Below are 16,817 nucleotides of genomic sequence, written 5' to 3'. Positions count from 1 at the left end.
CCGACTTAGCGGCCGGCCTTCATCTGGCCGACGATGTGCTCGGCGCGCTCGATCAGCGCGGCGGTGTCGATGGTGGTGAGCGCCCTGCCCTTGAGCACCTGGCGGCCGCCCACCCAGACGTCGGACACATGCTCGCGGCCGGCCACATAGACCAGCTGCGCATCGGCGTGGTAGACGGGCCGGCATTCCAGCGCGTCCAGCGAGACGGCCACCACATCGGCCAGCTTGCCGACTTCCAGCGAGCCCAGATCGGCCTCGCGGCCCATCGCCTTGGCGGCACGGATGGTGGCCATTTCAAGCGCGGTGCGCGCCGAGACCGTGAGCGGGTCGCCCGTCACGCCCTTGGCCAGCAGGGCCGCGGCGCGGATCTCGGCAAACATGTCCTGGCGGTTGTTGGAGGCGGCGCCGTCGGTGCCCAGAATCGTGTTCACGCCAGCGGCTTCCAGCGCCTTGATCGGCGCCACACCCGAGGCCAGCTTGAGGTTGGAGCTGGGGTTGTGCACCAGATGCACCTGCTGCGCCGCCAGCATCGCGATCTCGGCCTCGGTGAGATGCACCATGTGCACGGCCAGCATGCGCTCGTTCAGCACGCCCAGCTTGTTGAGGCGCTCCAGCGGCCGCATGCCGTATTGCTTCAGGCTGCCATCCACTTCCTCCTGGGTCTCGTGGATATGGCAGTGCATCTGGATGTCCAGACGCTCGGCCAGTTCGCGCAGCTTGACGAAGGTCTCATCCGACACCGTGTAGGGCGCGTGCGGCGCGCTGGTCCAGTCCAGCAGGCTTTCGCCCTTGTACTGCTCGTAGGCGGCCACGCCACGGTCGATGTACTCCTGGGCATTGGCGGCATAGCCGGTGGGGAAGTCGATCACATTGATCGACACGCCGGCGCGGATGCCCGCGTCCACCGCGGCACGGGCCATCGCGGTGGGGAAGAAATACATGTCGTTCAGATAGGTCACGCCACCGCGCAGCGCCTCGGCGGCGGAGAGCAGCGAGCCCTGGTAGGTCCAGTCCTCGCTGACCCACTTCTTCTCCAGCGGCCAGATATGGTTGTTGAGCCAGTCCATCAGGGCCAGGTCGTCGGCCACGCCGCGCAGCAGCGACATGGCCGAATGGGTGTGGCCATTGATCAGGCCGGGGATCAGCACATGCTGGCCCAGCTCGACGCGCTCGGCATCGGCATAGCGCGCCTCGGCCTCACCCCAAGGCAGCACGGCGGCGATGCGCTCGCCGTCCATCACCACCGCATGCTGCTCGAGCACGGCACCGCCAGGGGTCATGGGAAGGACCCAGCGGGCCTTGAGGATGGTTTGCTGCTTGCTCATGATGGGGTCGCTCAGTCGAAAAGACGGGTGAATTCTGACAGCACGCGGGCCGCATCCACGCGCACGCAGACCTGCTGCGCGGGGCTGTGGGCCCAGGGGGAATCGGGGGCGGCCAGGCCCTGGTGATCCTGGATGGTCTGGCCGCGCGCGATGCCGTCCAGCACCACGCGCACCGGGCCGGCGCGCAGGCCGAAGGCCTCGGGCGCGGCCAGGTACACGGCCGCGCTGGCATCGTGCGAGTAGATGCCGCCGATGCCGTCGCGCTCGTGATAGAAATCCTGGTAATGGCGTGTCGCGGCCCAGAGGAAGTCGCCCACGGCGCCCTGCTTGCCGCCACGGCCCTTCAGGGCGGCCAGATCGTCGTGCTTCATCACCACCTCCTGGGTCACGTCGAGGCCGACGATCACCACCGGCCAGGCCGCGGCAAACACCGCATCGGCCGCCTCGGGGTCGTTGATGACGTTGGCCTCGGCCACCGGGCTGACATTGCCGCCATGGCCATGGGTGCCGAAGGCGCCGCCCATCACCACCACCTGCCGCACCTTGGCGGCGATGCCGGGGTCGTGGCGCAGCGCCAGCGCGAGGTTGGTGAGCGGGCCCACGGCCACCAGCGTGATCTGGCCCGGCTCGGCATTGACCATGGCACAGATCAGCTCATGCGCCGGACGGCCATCGACCTCGCGCCGTGGCGCGGGCACCAGCGCGCCCACGCCACCCAGGCCGTCCTCGCCGTGCACATGGGCCGGAAAGGCCTGGTCCTGGCGCGGCCGCAAGGGGCCGGAGGCGCCGGCCGCCACCGGCAGCTCGAGCTCATAAAGCGCCGCCAGCGCCAGCGCATTGCGCGTGGTGGTGGCGACGGCGGCATTGCCGAACACGGTGGTGATGGCACGCAGCCGGATGGCGGGGTGGCGCGCCAGCACATAGAGCGCCATGGCGTCGTCGATGCCGGGATCGGTGTCGAAGATGACGGATTGGGGAACTGCTTGCATGGCTGAAAAACCTCAGGAGCGCGGCTGCAGCTCGGCTGCGAGTTCGGCACGGCGCGGCATGGCCGTCTGCACGCCGGCGCGGCTCACCGCCATTGCGGCTGCGGCCTGGCCCAGGCGCACCGCGTCTGCGGGCGCCCAGCCTTCGGCCAGGCCGGTGGCCAGGCCGCCGACAAAGGTATCGCCGGCACCCACCGTGTCCACCGCGGTGACGCGCTGCGCCGGCAGATGTTGCGCGCCTTGTAGTGCGCCTTGTTGCGCACTGCACAGCAGCACGCCCTGGGCGCCCAGGGTGACCACAACCTGGCCCGGGCCACGCGCGAGCAGCGCCTCGGCCGCCGCCCGCACCTGCTCCAGGCTGGCGCTGGGCATGCCCGCCATCTGGCCGGCCTCGGTTTCATTGAGCACCAGCCACTGCGTCTGGGCCAGCAGCTCGGCGCTCACCGGCAGGGCCGGCGCGGCGTTCAGAATGGTCGTCACCCCGGCCGCGCGTGCCAGCGCAAAGGCATGCGCAATGGCGGGCTGCGGCACTTCCAGCTGGGCCACCACCACGCGCGCCGCCTGCAGCACCGCCTTGGCCTGCTCGACGTCGGCCGCGCTCAGCTGCGCATTGCTGCCCGGCACATAGACGATGGAGTTCTCGCCGCCCTGGCTGGCCACCATGATGACGGCGATGCCCGGCAGCGCCGTGGCATCGGTGGCAACCGCCGCGGTGTGCACCCCCTCGGCGCCCAGCGCCGCCAGCAGCTCGGCGCCATGCTGGCGCGTGCCGACGCGCGACACGAAGGCCACCTCGGCGCCCAGGCGCGCCGCGGCCACCGCCTGGTTGGCACCCTTGCCGCCCGGGGCCATCACAAAGGCCTCGCCCACCAGGGTCTCGCCGGGCGCCGGCAGGCGCGGCGAATGCGAGACCATGTCCATATTGATGCTGCCCACCACCACCACGCTGGCGGGCTTGCTGCTTGCTGTTGCAGTCATGAAAAGATTCCTTGGCAATCAGGCGCGCGCGGCGCTGCTTTCGCGCACCACCAGGCGCGGCGTCAGCAACACATCCTTCAGCGGTGCGCCAGGGTTGTCGATGCGGTCCAGCAGCACGCGAGCGGCCTCGCGGCCGAGCTCCTTGATGGAACAACCCACGGTGGTGAGCGCGGGGTAGACGAAGCTGCTCAGCTCGATGTCGTCGAAGCCCACGATGGAGAGTTGCTCGGGCACCTTGCGCCCCAGCTCGGCCGCGGCGCGCAAGCCGCCCATCGCCATCATGTCGTTGCCGGCGAACACGGCCGTGATCTCGGGATGCTTGCGCAGCAGCGCCCGCACCGCCTCGTAGCCGCCGGCGCTGGAGAAGTCGCTCTCCACCAGCCAGCCTTCCTGCGGCGTGATGCCGCGCTCCAGCAGCGCCTGGCGCCAGCCCTCGACACGCTCGATCGCCACCTCGAACTCGGCCGGGCCACTGATGCAGCCGATGTGCCGGTGCCCCAGCTCCAGCAGATGCGCCACCGCCGCATGCGCGCCGGCCTGGTTGTGCACGCTGACGCGGTCGGCGCGTGCGCCGGGCACCAGGCGGTCCACCGTCACCGCGGGCACGCTGGCCAGCTTGAAGATCTTCGCCAGCGAGGCGGCATCGCCGGCCGAGGCCAGCAGCAGGCCGTCGATGCGCTTTTCCAGCAGGGTGCGCATGTACTGCTGCTGGCGCTTGGGGTCGTTGTCGGAGTTGCACAGAAACACCGAATAGCCCGCCAGGCGGCAGCATTCCTCGACGCCGCAGACCAGCTCGGCGAAGAACGGGTTCTGCACATTCGGCACCAGCACGCCGATGATCTTGGTCTCGCTCTTGCGCAACGAACGCGCCACCGCGCTGGGCAGGTAACCGATCTCCTCCACCGCGGCCAGCACGCGCCGGCGCGCATCGGCGCTCACCGGGCGGGTGTCGTTGAGGACATGCGATACCGTCGTAAAGGACACCCCGGCCAGGGCGGCCACGTCTTTGATCGTGCTCACGGATGCTTGTTGCTCGCTAGGGTCGGATCGATGGATCCGGATTGGCAAACGTTTGCCAGTCTGCGTAGCATAGCCCAAAAAGCCTGATCTACATCAGGCTGGCGCGCCGCCCACACCGGGGACAAACCCAGCAAAAACAAAGCCCCCGAGCAAGGCTGCGGGGGCTGCTGCGATCGGGCAGGCGCGGAGCCTGCCGACGATCATCAACGCTGGGCGATGGGCTTGACGTTGCGCGAGGTGGCGCCGACGAAGAGCTGGCGCGGACGGCCGATCTTGTACTCGGGGTCGCCGATCATCTCGTTCAGCTGGGCGATCCAGCCCACCGTGCGGGCGAGTGCAAAAATCGCAGTGAACAGCGGCACCGGGATGCCGATGGCGCGCTGCACGATGCCCGAGTAGAAGTCCACGTTCGGGTAGAGCTTGCGGGCGACGAAGTATTCGTCTTCCAGCGCGATCTTCTCGAGTTCCATCGCGAGCTTGAAGAGCGGGTCGTCGTGCAGGCCCAGCTCGTTCAGCACCTCGTGGCAGGTCTCGCGCATCAGCTTGGCGCGCGGGTCGTAGTTCTTGTAGACGCGGTGACCGAAGCCCATCAACTTGACGTTGCTGTTCTTGTCCTTCACCTGCTTGATGAACTCGCCGATCTTGGCCACGCCACCCATTTGCTGGATGTCGCTGAGCATGTTCAGGCAGGCCTCGTTGGCGCCACCGTGGGCAGGGCCCCACAGGCAGGCCACTCCGGCGGCGATGGCTGCAAAGGGGTTGGTGCCCGAGGAGCCGCACAGACGCACCGTCGAGGTCGAGGCGTTCTGCTCGTGGTCGGCATGCAGGGTGAAGATGCGGTCCATGGCGCGCACCAGCACGTCATTGGGCTTGTAGTCCTCGCAAGGCGTGGCAAACATCATGCGCATGAAGTTGCCGGCGTAGCTGAGGTCGTTCTTCGGATAGATATAGGGCTGGCCGACCGTGTACTTGTAGGCCATCGCCACCATCGTCGGCATCTTGGCGATCAGGCGGATCGCCGCGATCTCGCGATGCTCGGGGTTATTGATGTCGGTGCTGTCGTGATAGAAGGACGACATCGCACCCACCAGGCCGGTCATCACGGCCATCGGATGGGCGTCGCGGCGGAAGCCGCGCAGGAAGAACTGCATCTGCTCGTTGACCATGGTGTGGTTGGTCACGCGCGAGACGAAATCCGCCTTCTGGGTTTCGTTGGGCAGCTCTCCGTAGAGCAGCAGATAGCAGGTCTCGAGGTAGTCGCAGTTCACCGCCAGCTGCTCGATCGGGTAGCCGCGATACAGCAGCTCGCCCTTGTCGCCATCGATGTAGGTGATGGTCGAGTTGCAGGAGGCGGTGGAGAGGAAGCCCGGGTCGTAGGTGAACTTGCCCGTCTGCGCGTAGAGCTTGCGGATGTCGATCACATCCGGGCCTACCGAGCCCTTGTAAATGGGCAGGTCCATTTGCGGGCTGCCGTCCGAGAACGACAGGGTGGCTTTGACGTCAGACGGGGTCATAAGTCTTTCCTTGTGACAGCTTTTCGAAAGAATTCACTACTTGGGAACACGCAGCAGCTTGAGCACGGCCCGCACCTCGGGGCGATCCAGTTCGCCCTCAGGTTCCTTGCGGGCCAGGAACAGGTCCATCAGGTCGTTGTCGGCCAGGTCCATCAGAAGCGTCAGGCCCAGGGCCTGGGATTCCGTGAGCGTGGCCTCGTGGCGCACAAAGAAGCGCTCGATGAAAAGATCATTCTCAAGCAAACCGCGGCGGCAGCGCCACTTGAGTTTGGAGAGAGCTCTCTCGTCGATGCGGGCTTCTTCAGTGCTGGTGCTCATGCTGTGCAGACAATGTTCGCGCTCAGACCGCGCGACGCACCATCAGTTCCTTGATCTTGCCAATCGCCTTGGTGGGGTTCAGACCCTTGGGGCAGACGTCCACGCAGTTCATGATGGTGTGGCAGCGGAACAGGCGGTACGGATCTTCCAGGTTGTCCAGGCGCTCGGCGGTGGCTTCGTCGCGGCTGTCGGCGATGAAGCGGTAGGCCTGCAGCAGACCGGCCGGGCCCACGAACTTGTCGGGGTTCCACCAGAAGCTGGGGCAGCTCGTCGAGCAGCTGGCGCACAGGATGCACTCGTACAGGCCGTCGAGCTCCTCGCGCTCCACCGGCGACTGCAGACGCTCCTTCTCCGGCGGAATGTTGTCATTCACCAGATAGGGCTTGATCGAGTTGTACTGCTTGAAGAACTGCGTCATGTCGACGATCAGGTCGCGCACCACCGGCAGGCCCGGCAGCGGCTTCAGCACGATCGTGGCCGGCAGCGACAGCATATTGGTCAGGCAGGCCAGACCGTTCTTGCCGTTGATGTTCATCGCGTCCGAGCCGCACACGCCTTCGCGGCAGGAGCGGCGGAAGGACAGCGTGGGGTCCACGGCCTTCAGCTTGATGAGGGCATCCAGCAGCATGCGCTCATGGCCATCGAGCTCGATCTCGATGGTCTGCATATAGGGCTTGGCGTCCTTGTCCGGGTCGTAGCGGTAGATCTGGAAGGTGCGTTTCATGGCTCTAATCCTTTAGAAGGTGCGGACCTTGGGCGGCACCGATTCCACCGTCAGCGGTTGCAGGTTCACGGGCTTGTAGTCGAGGCGGTTGCCCTCGGAGTACCACAGCGTGTGCTTCATCCAGTTGGCGTCGTCGCGGTTCGGGAAGTCGTTGTGCGCATGCGCGCCACGGCTTTCCGGGCGGGCGGCCGCCGAGATCATGGTGGCCTTGGCGGCCTCGATCAGGTTGTCGACCTCCAGGGCCTCGACGCGGGCGGTGTTGAACACCTTGCTCTTGTCCTTCAGGCCGATGCTCTTGACGCGCTCGGCCACTTCCAGGATCTTGCTCACGCCCTCGTTCATCACCGCCTGGGTGCGGAACACGCCGGCGTGCTTTTGCATCGTCGAGCGGATGTCGTTGGCCACGTCCTGCGCGTATTCGCCGTTGGTGGCCGACTCCAGGCGCGCCAGGCGTGCCAGGGTCAGGTCCGCCGCGTCCTTGGGCAGGGGCTTGTGGTTCTTGTTCTTGAGCGCGAAGTCGACGATGTGGTTGCCGGCCGCGCGGCCGAACACCACCAGGTCCAGCAGCGAGTTGGTGCCCAGGCGGTTGGCGCCGTGCACGCTCACGCAGGAGCATTCACCCACGGCGTAGAGTCCGTTGACGATGTCGTTGACCTTGCCGTTCTTGGGGATCACCACCTGGCCATGCACATTCGTCGGAATGCCACCCATCTGGTAGTGGATGGTCGGCACCACGGGAATCGGTTCCTTGGTGATGTCGACGTTGGCGAAGTTGTGGCCGATCTCGAACACCGAGGGCAGGCGCTTCATGATGGTCTCGGCGCCCAGGTGGGTCATGTCCAGCAGCACATAGTCCTTGTTGGGACCGCAGCCGCGACCTTCCTTGATTTCCTGGTCCATCGAGCGCGACACGAAGTCACGCGGTGCCAGGTCCTTCAGCGTCGGCGCATAGCGCTCCATGAAGCGCTCGCCATTGCTGTTGCGCAGGATCGCGCCCTCGCCGCGGCAGCCTTCGGTCAGCAGCACGCCCGCGCCGGCCACGCCGGTGGGGTGGAACTGCCAGAACTCCATGTCTTCCAGCGGGATGCCGGAGCGGGCGGCCATGCCCAGGCCGTCACCGGTGTTGATGAAGGCATTGGTGGAGGCGGCGTAGATGCGCCCTGCCCCGCCGGTGGCCATCAGCACGGTCTTGGCTTCGAGGATGTGGATCTCGCCGGTTTCCATTTCCAGCGCGGTCACGCCCACCACATCGCCCTCGGCGTCGCGGATCAGGTCCAGCGCCATCCATTCGACGAAGAACTGGGTCTTGGCCTTGACGTTCTGCTGGTACAGGGTGTGCAACAGCGCGTGGCCGGTACGGTCGGCCGCGGCGCAGGCGCGCTGCACCGGCTTTTCACCGTAGTTGGCGGTGTGGCCGCCAAAGGGGCGCTGGTAGATGGTGCCGTCCGGATTGCGGTCGAAGGGCATGCCGAAATGCTCAAGCTCGTACACGACCTTGGGCGCTTCGCGGCACATGAATTCGATCGCATCCTGGTCGCCCAGGTAGTCCGAACCCTTGATGGTGTCGAAGAAGTGATAGTGCCAGTTGTCCTCGGACATATTGCCCAGGGAGGCACCAATGCCGCCCTGCGCCGCCACCGTGTGCGAGCGCGTCGGGAACACCTTGGACAGCACGGCCACGTTCAGGCCGGCCAGCGAGAGTTGCAGCGATGCGCGCATGCCGGAGCCACCGGCACCGACGATCACCACATCGAATTTGCGCTTTGCGAGCGTCGTTCCAATTTGCATTTTCAAAGTCTCCAAAGCACTTGGACCGCCCAACCGGCGCAAGCCACGAGCCAAACCAGGGTGAAGAGGTGCAGGGCCAGGCGAATGCCCACGGGCTGCACATAGTCCATCCAGATGTCGCGCATGCCCACCCAGGCGTGGTAGGCCAGCGAGATGATGAGGGCGAAGGTCACGACCTTCATCCACTGCTGCGAGAAGATGCCGGCCCAGCGGTCGTAGCCGAGCTCGCCGGGCATCAGCAGCTGCGCCAGCAGCACGACGGTGAACAGCGCCATCAAGAGCGCGGTGGCGCGCTGCGCCATCCAGTCACGCAAGCCGTAATGCGCACCCACGACGATGCGCTTGGATCCGAAAGTACTCATGGTTGTTGTTGCCTCTAGGCTAGAGATCGGTACGGGCCGCTCAGTACAGACCGAACAGCTTGGCACCCAGCAGCGCCGTCAGCGCCAGGCTCACGACGAGCGTGAACACCGCGCTGGACTTGCCGAATTCCTTGCTGACGCTATGGGTGGCATCCATCCACAGATGGCGCAGGCCGGCGATGAAGTGGTGCAGATAGCCCCAGATCAGGCCCAGCGTCGCCAGCTTCACGAACCAGGCGGGCACGAAGCCGATGCCGGCCACGAAGGCATTGGTGAAGGCGCCGTAGGAGATTTCAGACGTCAGACTGTTGTCGAACATCCAGATCACGAAGGGCAGCAACAGGAACATCAGCAGGCCGCTGACGCGGTGCAGGATGGACACGAAGCCCGCCACCGGCAGGCGGTAGGTGCGCACATCCGTGAAGATGTTGATGTTGCGGTAGACCGGTCTTTTGCCGGCCGTGCTGTTGGTGGTGTCCGTCATACCCGACCTTTTGTAATCAACGTGAAACCCAAAGATTTTATTGCAACGCAACACATCCAAAGCTTGTGCGGGGCGTGTTGCGAACCAAACAACGACTCTCGATCAATTCAAATCATTGCGGTAGAAATGCGTAGAAGTGTTGTATAGGCCGCGCCGCAACTCCACCGGTTTGTCGCCGTAGGTGAAGGACAGGCGCTCCACGCTCAGCAGCGGCGTGCCTTCGGCCACCTGCAAGAGCGCAGCAGTCTCGGCGTCAGCCGCCACCGCCCTGATCTTTTCCTGCGCGCGAATCATGTGCACACCAAACTCGGTCTCGAACAAGCCATAGAACGGGCCGCGGTGCTGGCTCAGGCGCTCGGTGGTGAGCCCCTTGAACAAGTTCCCCGGCAGCCAGATATCGTCCAGCACCACCGGCCGCCCGGCACTGTGCAGCAGGCGGCGCACCTCCACCATCGCGTCACCGGCCCGCATCTGCAATTGCTTGGCAATCCAGGCCGGCGCGCGCTGACGTTTGCAGTCCAGCAACTGGCGCCCCAGGCCCGGATCCTGCCCCTCGTCGGGCATCAGGCGCAGAAAGCGGTATTGCTGCTGCTGCTCGGCATGGGTGGCCACGAAGGTGCCCTTGCCCTGGCGGCGCACCAGCAGATTCTCGGCGGCAAGTTCGTCAATAGCCTTACGCACCGTGCCCTGGCTGACGCCAAAGCGCTGCGCCAGCTCGATCTCGCTGGGAATGCTCTCGCCCGCCTTCCATTCGCCGCCCTGCAGGCCGGCAATGATGAGCCCCTTGATCTGGCGGTAGAGCGGGCTGAATGAGGGCCCCGCCTCTGGGATGGCGGGAGGAATGGGCTGCGCAGGCATGGCCGGCATTGCAGCACAAGCGCGCAGGCCAGTCCACCATCTGACGCCTGCTATCTTCTATAAGACAGATGACTGTCAGATTTGTGCAAAGCAGCACGGATAATCTGCCGTCAAATTGACCCCAGGCAATTGGTCAAGCTCGGGAATGCCCGGAGTCTGGCCTACACTTGGCGCCACTTCGGCGCAGCGCGTTGCCGGCCTGGCGACGCCCTGCGCAAGACCACAGTTTTGATCTGCACCTTCACCAACCTTTCCGGAGATTTCCCATGAGCAAGACTCCCGTTCGCGTTGCCGTCACTGGCGCCGCCGGCCAGATTGGCTATGCCCTGCTGTTCCGCATCGCCTCCGGCGAAATGCTGGGCAAGGACCAGCCCGTGATCCTGCAGCTGCTGGAGATCCCCGACGAGAAGGCCCAGAACGCGCTCAAGGGCGTGATCATGGAACTCGAAGACTGCGCCTTCCCGCTGCTGGCCGGCATCGAGGCCCACAGCGACCCGATGACCGCCTTCAAGGGCACCGACTACGCCCTGCTGGTGGGCTCGCGCCCGCGCGGCCCCGGCATGGAGCGCTCGGAGCTGCTGGCCATCAACGGCGCCATCTTCACCGCCCAGGGCAAGGCCCTGAACGCCGTAGCCTCGCGCAACGTCAAGGTGCTGGTGGTGGGCAACCCCGCCAACACCAATGCCTATATCGCGATGAAGTCGGCCCCGGACCTGCCGGCCAAGAACTTCACCGCCATGCTGCGCCTGGACCACAACCGCGCCGCCTCGCAACTCGCTGCCAAGACCGGCAAGGCCGTGGCGGACATCGAGAAGCTGGCCGTCTGGGGCAACCACTCGCCCACCATGTACGCCGACTACCGCAACGCCACCATTGGCGGCGCCTCGGTCAAGGCCATGATCAATGACGAGACCTGGAACCGCGAGACCTTCCTGCCCACCGTGGGCAAGCGCGGCGCCGCCATCATTGCCGCACGCGGCCTGTCGTCGGCAGCCTCGGCCGCCAACGCCGCCATCGACCACATGCGCGACTGGGCCCTGGGCACCAACGGCAAGTGGGTCACGATGGGCATTCCCTCGGGCGGCGAGTACGGCATCCCCAAGGACGTGATGTTCGGCTACCCGGTCACCTGCGCGAACGGCGAATACAAGATCGTCGAAGGCATCGAGATCGACGCCTTCTCGCAAGAATGCATCAACAAGACCCTCAACGAGCTGCTGGAAGAGCAGAACGGCGTCAAGCACCTGCTGTGATGGCATGACGTGATCAGCCAAGGCTGACGCGATACTCCAAGGGTCGGCTATCGCGCCGGCCCTTTTTCATTTCGACTTGCACCATGTCCGCTGCCCTGCATCCCAAACTGGCCCTGTTCGAAGAGGGCGATGCCGCCACCCTGCTGCCCGTGGTGGACCACTATTGCGGTGTCGAGCTGCGCATGCGCAAGAGCCTCGAGTTGCAGGCGCAGATGGGGCCGCTGTTCGACATCACCCTGGATTGCGAGGACGGTGCCCCCATCGGCGGCGAGGCCGAGCATGTGCTGCTGGTGTCGGAGCTGCTGAACAGCAACCTGAACCGCCACGGCCGGGTGGGCGCACGCGTGCATCCGCTGGACCACCCCGCCTTCGAGGCCGATGTGGACGGCCTGCTCGCGCTGGCCGGCGAGCGTCTGGCCTACCTGATGCTGCCCAAGCCGCGCAGCCTGGCCGATGTGCACAAGGCCATTGCCTTCATCGACGACAGCCTGCAGCGCCACGGTGTCGAGAAGCCCCTACCCGTCCATGTGCTGATCGAGACCCATGGCGCGTTGCGCGATGTGCAGGCGATTGCCGCGCATCCGCGCATCGAATCGCTGTCCTTCGGGCTGATGGACTTCGTCTCCGCGCACCGCGGTGCCATCCCGCGCAGCGCCCTGAGCGTCGAGGGCCAGTTCACCCACCCGCTGGTGGCGCGCGCCAAGCTCGAGATCGCCGCCGCCGCCCATGCCAACGCCAAGACGCCCTCGCACTGCGTGGTGACCGAGTTCAAGAGCGCCCGCGCCATCCTGGCCGCCGCTACGCGCGCGGCGCGCGAGTTCGGCTACACCCGCATGTGGAGCATCCATCCCAGCCAGATCCAGCCCATCATCGACGCCTTCGCACCCAGCGTGGCCGAGATCGACGAGGCCATCGAGATCATCCACGCCGCGCAGGCGGCGCATTGGGCGCCCATCCAGCATCGCGACAGCCTGCACGACCGCGCCAGCTACCGCTACTTCTGGCAAGTGCTGGAGCGCGCCCATCGCACCGGCCAGGCCCTGCCGGCCGAGGTCTGCCGCGCCTATTTCGAAACTTGTTGATACCGCCTTGTTGCGCCACTTACGAATGGCGCACGCTTGAGGCGAGAAATGCAGGGAAACGCTAGGCTGCGGCGGGTCTTGCAGCGCGACAATCAGCGCATCGAACTCCAAGCGTGGTGATATGAAGTCTGCAGTAAGCCAACTCCGCCCCCTCCTCCTTGCCCTCGCCAGCCTGGCCCTGTGCGGCAGCGCCTGGTCGGCCGCCGTGGAGAACCCCAAGCCGCGCAACCGCCTGGCCGCCAAGGTCAAGCCGCAGGCACCGGCACCCGCGGTCGTGGACGAGGACAACACGCCCTTGAACGACGATCAACTCGCCGTGGGCCCGCGCGTGCACAGCGGCGACGCCCAGTGCGAGTTCAATCAAAAAGTGCAGATCACGCCGCATCCCGACAAGCCGGGGCGCTTCCGCCTGCAGTTCGGCAAGCTGGTCTACAACATGACGCCCGAACCCACCACCACCGGCGCGGTGCGCCTGGAGGACAAGAAGGCCGGCGTGGTGTGGCTGCAGATCCCCGCCAAATCGATGTTGATGAATGCCAAGATCGGTCAGCGCATGGTCGACAGCTGCCAACACCCCGAGCAGGTGCAGAGCGCCCAGGCCATGGTGGCGCCCGACAGCGGCATCGGCATCACCCCCGGCACCAGCCTGCCCAAGAACTGAGGCGCTGCGCCAGCACACCAGGGGAGGCCACCGGCCTCCCCTTTTTCATTGCCGCAGTAGCGCGCTCGGGCTTGGTATGCACACGGAAGTATGTAAAATCAATGCATACTTCGCCGCACATACCGAGGAGTGCCCATGGAAGCCACCGTTGCCGAACGCGGCCAGATCACCCTGCCCAAGGCAGTGCGTGACGCCCTGGGCCTGACCAAGGGCACGACGCTCAAGGTCGAACTCGACGGCGGCCGCATCATCCTGCGCAAGAACGTCGACGACGCCATTTCGCGCGCCCGCGGCAAGTTCAAGCTGGATGGCTTCGCCTCGGTCGACGACGCCATGCGCGCGGTGCGCGGCCGCGCCCCCGGCGACCCGGTGGAGCGCTGAAGCGGCCCGCCCATGATTGCCATCGATTCCTCCGTGCTCGTCGACCTGCTGAGCGACAGCGAACGCGCCGATCTGGCCGAGGCGGCGCTGCGCGAGGCGCTCTCGCACGGGCCGGTGGTGGTCTGCGACGTGGTGGTCTCCGAGATCTGCTCCTCGCTGCACGACGGCGACCAGGCCATGCAGGTGCTCGAAGACATGGGCATCGTCTACAGTGCCGTTGAACAACGCGCCGCCATACGCGCCGGCGAGATGCAGCGCCGCTACCGTGCGCGCGGCGGCGAACGCCAGCGCACCGTGCCGGACTTCATCGTCGGCGCCCATGCCCTGCTGCAATGCAGCGCCCTCATCACCGCCGACGACGGATTCTTCCGCGACTATTTCAAGGGTCTGAAGCTGATCAAGCCCAAGCCGGTCTGAACAGCAGCACCCATCCCACTCAACGACACCAGGAGTAGCCATGTTGCAAGCCTATCGCCAACACCAAGCCGAGCGCGCCGCGCTGGGCATCCCGCCCCTGCCGCTGGATGCCAAGCAGGTCGCCGAGCTGATCGAGCTGATCAAGAACCCGCCGGCTGGCGAGGGCGAATTCCTGCTCGATCTGCTGACGCACCGCGTGCCGCCGGGCGTTGATGACGCCGCCAAGGTCAAGGCCAGCTTCCTGGCCGCCGTGGCCCATGGCGACCTCGCCGTCGGCCTGATCTCCAAGGCCAAGGCCACCGAGCTGCTGGGCACCATGGTGGGCGGCTACAACGTCAAGCCGCTGATCGACCTGCTGGACGATGCCGAGGTGGCCGGCGTGGCTGCCGCAGGCCTGAAGAAGACCCTGCTGATGTTCGACTTCTTCCACGACGTCGAAGTCAAGGCCAAGGCCGGCAATGCCAAGGCGCTGGAAGTGATCCAGAGCTGGGCCGATGCCGAATGGTTCACCAGCCGCCCCGAGGTCGAGAAGAAGATCACCGTCACCGTCTTCAAGGTGCCCGGCGAAACCAATACCGACGACCTCTCGCCCGCCCCGGATGCCTGGAGCCGCCCGGACATCCCGCTGCACTACCTGGCGATGCTGAAGAACACCCGCCCCGACGCGGCCTTCAAGCCCGAGGAAGACGGCAAGCGCGGCCCGATGCAGTTCATCGAGGACCTGAAGAAGAAGGGCCACCTGGTCGCCTACGCGGGCGATGTGGTCGGCACCGGCTCCTCGCGCAAGAGCGCCACCAACAGCGTGATCTGGGCCACCGGCCAAGACATCCCCTTCGTGCCGAACAAGCGCTTCGGCGGCGTGACCCTGGGCGGCAAGATCGCCCCGATCTTCTTCAACACGCAGGAAGACTCGGGCTCGCTGCCGATCGAGGTCGACGTCAGCAAGCTGGAAATGGGCGACGTCATCGACGTGCTGCCCTATGAAGGCAAGCTAGTGAAGAACGGCCAGACCGTGGCCGAGTTCAAGCTCAAGAGCGACGTGCTGTTCGACGAGGTGCGCGCCGGCGGCCGCATCAACCTGATCATCGGCCGCTCGCTGACCGGCAAGGCACGCGACTACCTGGGCCTGCCCGCCTCCACCCTGTTCCGCCTGCCGCAAGCCCCCGCCGAGACCAAGGCCGGCTTCACGCTGGCGCAGAAGATGGTCGGCCGTGCCGTCGGTCTGCCGGAAGGCCAGGGCGTGCGCCCCGGCACCTATTGCGAACCGAAGATGACCACCGTCGGCTCGCAGGACACCACCGGCCCGATGACCCGCGACGAGCTGAAGGACCTGGCCTGCCTGGGCTTCAGCGCCGACCTGGTGATGCAATCGTTCTGCCACACCGCGGCCTATCCCAAGCCCGTGGACGTGAAGACGCATCGCGAGCTGCCCGCCTTCATCAGCAACCGTGGCGGCGTGGCCCTGCGCCCGGGCGACGGCGTGATCCACAGCTGGCTGAACCGCCTGCTGCTGCCGGACACCGTCGGCACCGGCGGCGATTCGCACACCCGCTTCCCGATCGGTATCTCCTTCCCGGCGGGCTCCGGCCTGGTCGCCTTCGGCGCCGCCACCGGCGTGATGCCGCTGGACATGCCCGAGTCGGTGCTGGTGCGCTTCAAGGGCCAGATGCAGCCCGGCATCACCCTGCGCGATCTGGTGCATGCGATCCCGCTGTACGCGATCAAGGCCGGTCTGCTAACCGTCGCCAAGGCCGGCAAGAAGAACGTGTTCTCGGGCCGCATCCTCGAGATCGAAGGCCTGCCCGATCTGAAGGTCGAGCAAGCGTTCGAGCTCAGCGACGCCTCCGCCGAGCGCAGCGCCGCCGGTTGCACGGTCAAGCTGAACTCCGCGCCGATCAAGGAATACCTCAGCAGCAACATCGTGCTGATGAAGAACATGATCGCCGACGGCTATGCCGACGCGCGCACCCTGCAGCGCCGCATCGAGAAGGTCGAAGCTTGGCTGGCCAACCCCAGCCTGCTGGAAGCCGACAAGGACGCCGAATACGCGGCCGTGATCGAGATCGACCTGGCCGACATCAAGGAGCCCATCCTCTGCTGCCCCAACGATCCGGACGATGCCAAGACCCTCAGCGAAGTGGCTGGCACCAAGATCGACGAGGCCTTCATCGGTTCCTGCATGACGAACATCGGCCACTTCCGCGCCGCGGCCAAGCTGTTGGGCGGCCAGCGCGACATCCCGGTCAAGCTGTGGGTGGCACCGCCCACCAAGATGGACCAGAGCGAGCTGATCAAGGAAGGCCATTACGCCGCCTTCGGCACCGCCGGTGCGCGCACCGAGATGCCCGGCTGCTCGCTGTGCATGGGCAACCAGGCGCAGGTGCGTGAAGGTGCCACCGTGGTCTCGACCTCGACCCGCAACTTCCCGAACCGCCTGGGCAAGAACACCAATGTGTTCCTGGCCTCGGCCGAGCTGGCCGCGATCGCCTCCAAGCTGGGCAAGATCCCCAGCGTGAGCGAGTATCACGAAGCCATGGGCGTGGTGAACAAGGACGGCGCCTCGATCTACAAGTACATGAACTTCGACAAGATCGAAGAGTACGCAGAGACCGCCAAGGGCGTCACCGCCTGATCACCATCTGAAGCGCCGCGCTGATCGGTGCTGA

Annotated in this window: 17 protein-coding genes; 6 read left to right on the top strand and 11 right to left on the bottom strand. The window is 65.9% G+C overall.

Annotated features, from left to right (window positions below):
- Positions 1 to 5 precede the first annotated feature (5 nt).
- The 11 genes from AC3WQY_RS07260 to AC3WQY_RS07210 all read right to left on the bottom strand — a co-directional run bounded on the left by AC3WQY_RS07260 (position 6) and on the right by AC3WQY_RS07210 (position 10,357).
- The gene (locus AC3WQY_RS07260) at positions 6 to 1,325 is read right to left on the bottom strand and encodes a TRZ/ATZ family hydrolase (protein WP_492707034.1); all 1,320 of its coding nucleotides are present in this window, start codon (positions 1,323 to 1,325) and stop codon (positions 6 to 8) included.
- A gap of 11 nt (positions 1,326 to 1,336) precedes the next feature.
- Positions 1,337 to 2,314, bottom strand: a complete 978-nt coding sequence (locus tag AC3WQY_RS07255; protein ID WP_492707032.1) for a nucleoside hydrolase — start codon at positions 2,312 to 2,314, stop codon at positions 1,337 to 1,339.
- Positions 2,315 to 2,326: 12 nt separating this feature from the next.
- The gene (gene rbsK / locus AC3WQY_RS07250; RefSeq protein WP_492707030.1) at positions 2,327 to 3,289 is read right to left on the bottom strand and encodes a ribokinase; all 963 of its coding nucleotides are present in this window, start codon (positions 3,287 to 3,289) and stop codon (positions 2,327 to 2,329) included.
- 18 nt (positions 3,290 to 3,307) lie between these two features.
- Positions 3,308 to 4,309 (bottom strand): LacI family DNA-binding transcriptional regulator, encoded by a 1,002-nt coding sequence (locus AC3WQY_RS07245; RefSeq protein ID WP_285231959.1) that lies wholly within the window; start codon positions 4,307 to 4,309, stop codon positions 3,308 to 3,310.
- A 203-nt stretch (positions 4,310 to 4,512) separates the two neighbouring features.
- Positions 4,513 to 5,823: a citrate synthase gene (gene gltA, locus AC3WQY_RS07240; protein WP_285231958.1), complete on the bottom strand. Its 1,311-nt coding sequence runs from the start codon at positions 5,821 to 5,823 to the stop codon at positions 4,513 to 4,515.
- A 36-nt stretch (positions 5,824 to 5,859) separates the two neighbouring features.
- Positions 5,860 to 6,141, bottom strand: a complete 282-nt coding sequence (locus AC3WQY_RS07235; protein WP_492707027.1) for an FAD assembly factor SdhE — start codon at positions 6,139 to 6,141, stop codon at positions 5,860 to 5,862.
- Positions 6,142 to 6,163: 22 nt separating this feature from the next.
- Entirely contained in the window at positions 6,164 to 6,865 is a 702-nt protein-coding gene (locus tag AC3WQY_RS07230) for a succinate dehydrogenase iron-sulfur subunit (RefSeq protein ID WP_285231956.1), read from the bottom strand.
- Between the two features lie 12 nt (positions 6,866 to 6,877).
- The gene (gene sdhA / locus AC3WQY_RS07225; protein ID WP_285231955.1) at positions 6,878 to 8,653 is read right to left on the bottom strand and encodes a succinate dehydrogenase flavoprotein subunit; all 1,776 of its coding nucleotides are present in this window, start codon (positions 8,651 to 8,653) and stop codon (positions 6,878 to 6,880) included.
- 2 nt (positions 8,654 to 8,655) lie between these two features.
- Positions 8,656 to 9,015 carry a succinate dehydrogenase, hydrophobic membrane anchor protein gene (gene sdhD, locus AC3WQY_RS07220; protein ID WP_285231954.1) on the bottom strand — a complete coding sequence of 120 codons (360 nt, stop codon included), beginning with the start codon at positions 9,013 to 9,015 and terminating at the stop codon, positions 8,656 to 8,658.
- A gap of 40 nt (positions 9,016 to 9,055) precedes the next feature.
- Positions 9,056 to 9,499, bottom strand: a complete 444-nt coding sequence (gene sdhC, locus AC3WQY_RS07215; protein WP_285231953.1) for a succinate dehydrogenase, cytochrome b556 subunit — start codon at positions 9,497 to 9,499, stop codon at positions 9,056 to 9,058.
- Between the two features lie 102 nt (positions 9,500 to 9,601).
- Positions 9,602 to 10,357: a GntR family transcriptional regulator gene (locus AC3WQY_RS07210; protein ID WP_285231952.1), complete on the bottom strand. Its 756-nt coding sequence runs from the start codon at positions 10,355 to 10,357 to the stop codon at positions 9,602 to 9,604.
- A 266-nt stretch (positions 10,358 to 10,623) separates the two neighbouring features.
- Here AC3WQY_RS07210 and AC3WQY_RS07205 point away from each other — a divergent pair, with 266 nt between their 5' ends.
- The 6 genes from AC3WQY_RS07205 (at position 10,624) to acnB (ending at position 16,783) form a co-directional block, all read left to right on the top strand.
- Positions 10,624 to 11,610: a malate dehydrogenase gene (locus tag AC3WQY_RS07205; RefSeq protein WP_285231951.1), complete on the top strand. Its 987-nt coding sequence runs from the start codon at positions 10,624 to 10,626 to the stop codon at positions 11,608 to 11,610.
- An 83-nt stretch (positions 11,611 to 11,693) separates the two neighbouring features.
- Positions 11,694 to 12,692, top strand: a complete 999-nt coding sequence (locus AC3WQY_RS07200) for an HpcH/HpaI aldolase/citrate lyase family protein (protein ID WP_285231950.1) — start codon at positions 11,694 to 11,696, stop codon at positions 12,690 to 12,692.
- Between the two features lie 121 nt (positions 12,693 to 12,813).
- Positions 12,814 to 13,353, top strand: coding sequence for a hypothetical protein (locus AC3WQY_RS07195; protein ID WP_492707023.1), 540 nt, complete (start codon positions 12,814 to 12,816; stop codon positions 13,351 to 13,353).
- 135 nt (positions 13,354 to 13,488) lie between these two features.
- Entirely contained in the window at positions 13,489 to 13,734 is a 246-nt protein-coding gene (locus tag AC3WQY_RS07190; RefSeq protein ID WP_285231948.1) for an AbrB/MazE/SpoVT family DNA-binding domain-containing protein, read from the top strand.
- A 12-nt stretch (positions 13,735 to 13,746) separates the two neighbouring features.
- Complete coding sequence (locus tag AC3WQY_RS07185) at positions 13,747 to 14,151, top strand: type II toxin-antitoxin system VapC family toxin (RefSeq protein WP_285231947.1); 405 nt, start codon at positions 13,747 to 13,749, stop codon at positions 14,149 to 14,151.
- Positions 14,152 to 14,191: 40 nt separating this feature from the next.
- Positions 14,192 to 16,783, top strand: coding sequence for a bifunctional aconitate hydratase 2/2-methylisocitrate dehydratase (acnB, locus tag AC3WQY_RS07180; protein WP_492707020.1), 2,592 nt, complete (start codon positions 14,192 to 14,194; stop codon positions 16,781 to 16,783).
- Positions 16,784 to 16,817 lie beyond the last annotated feature (34 nt).

Source organism: Roseateles sp. FW301-B2 (genome assembly GCF_058788955.1).
Note: the sequence above shows the minus strand (reverse complement) of the source record. Positions and strands in the feature narration are given on the sequence as shown.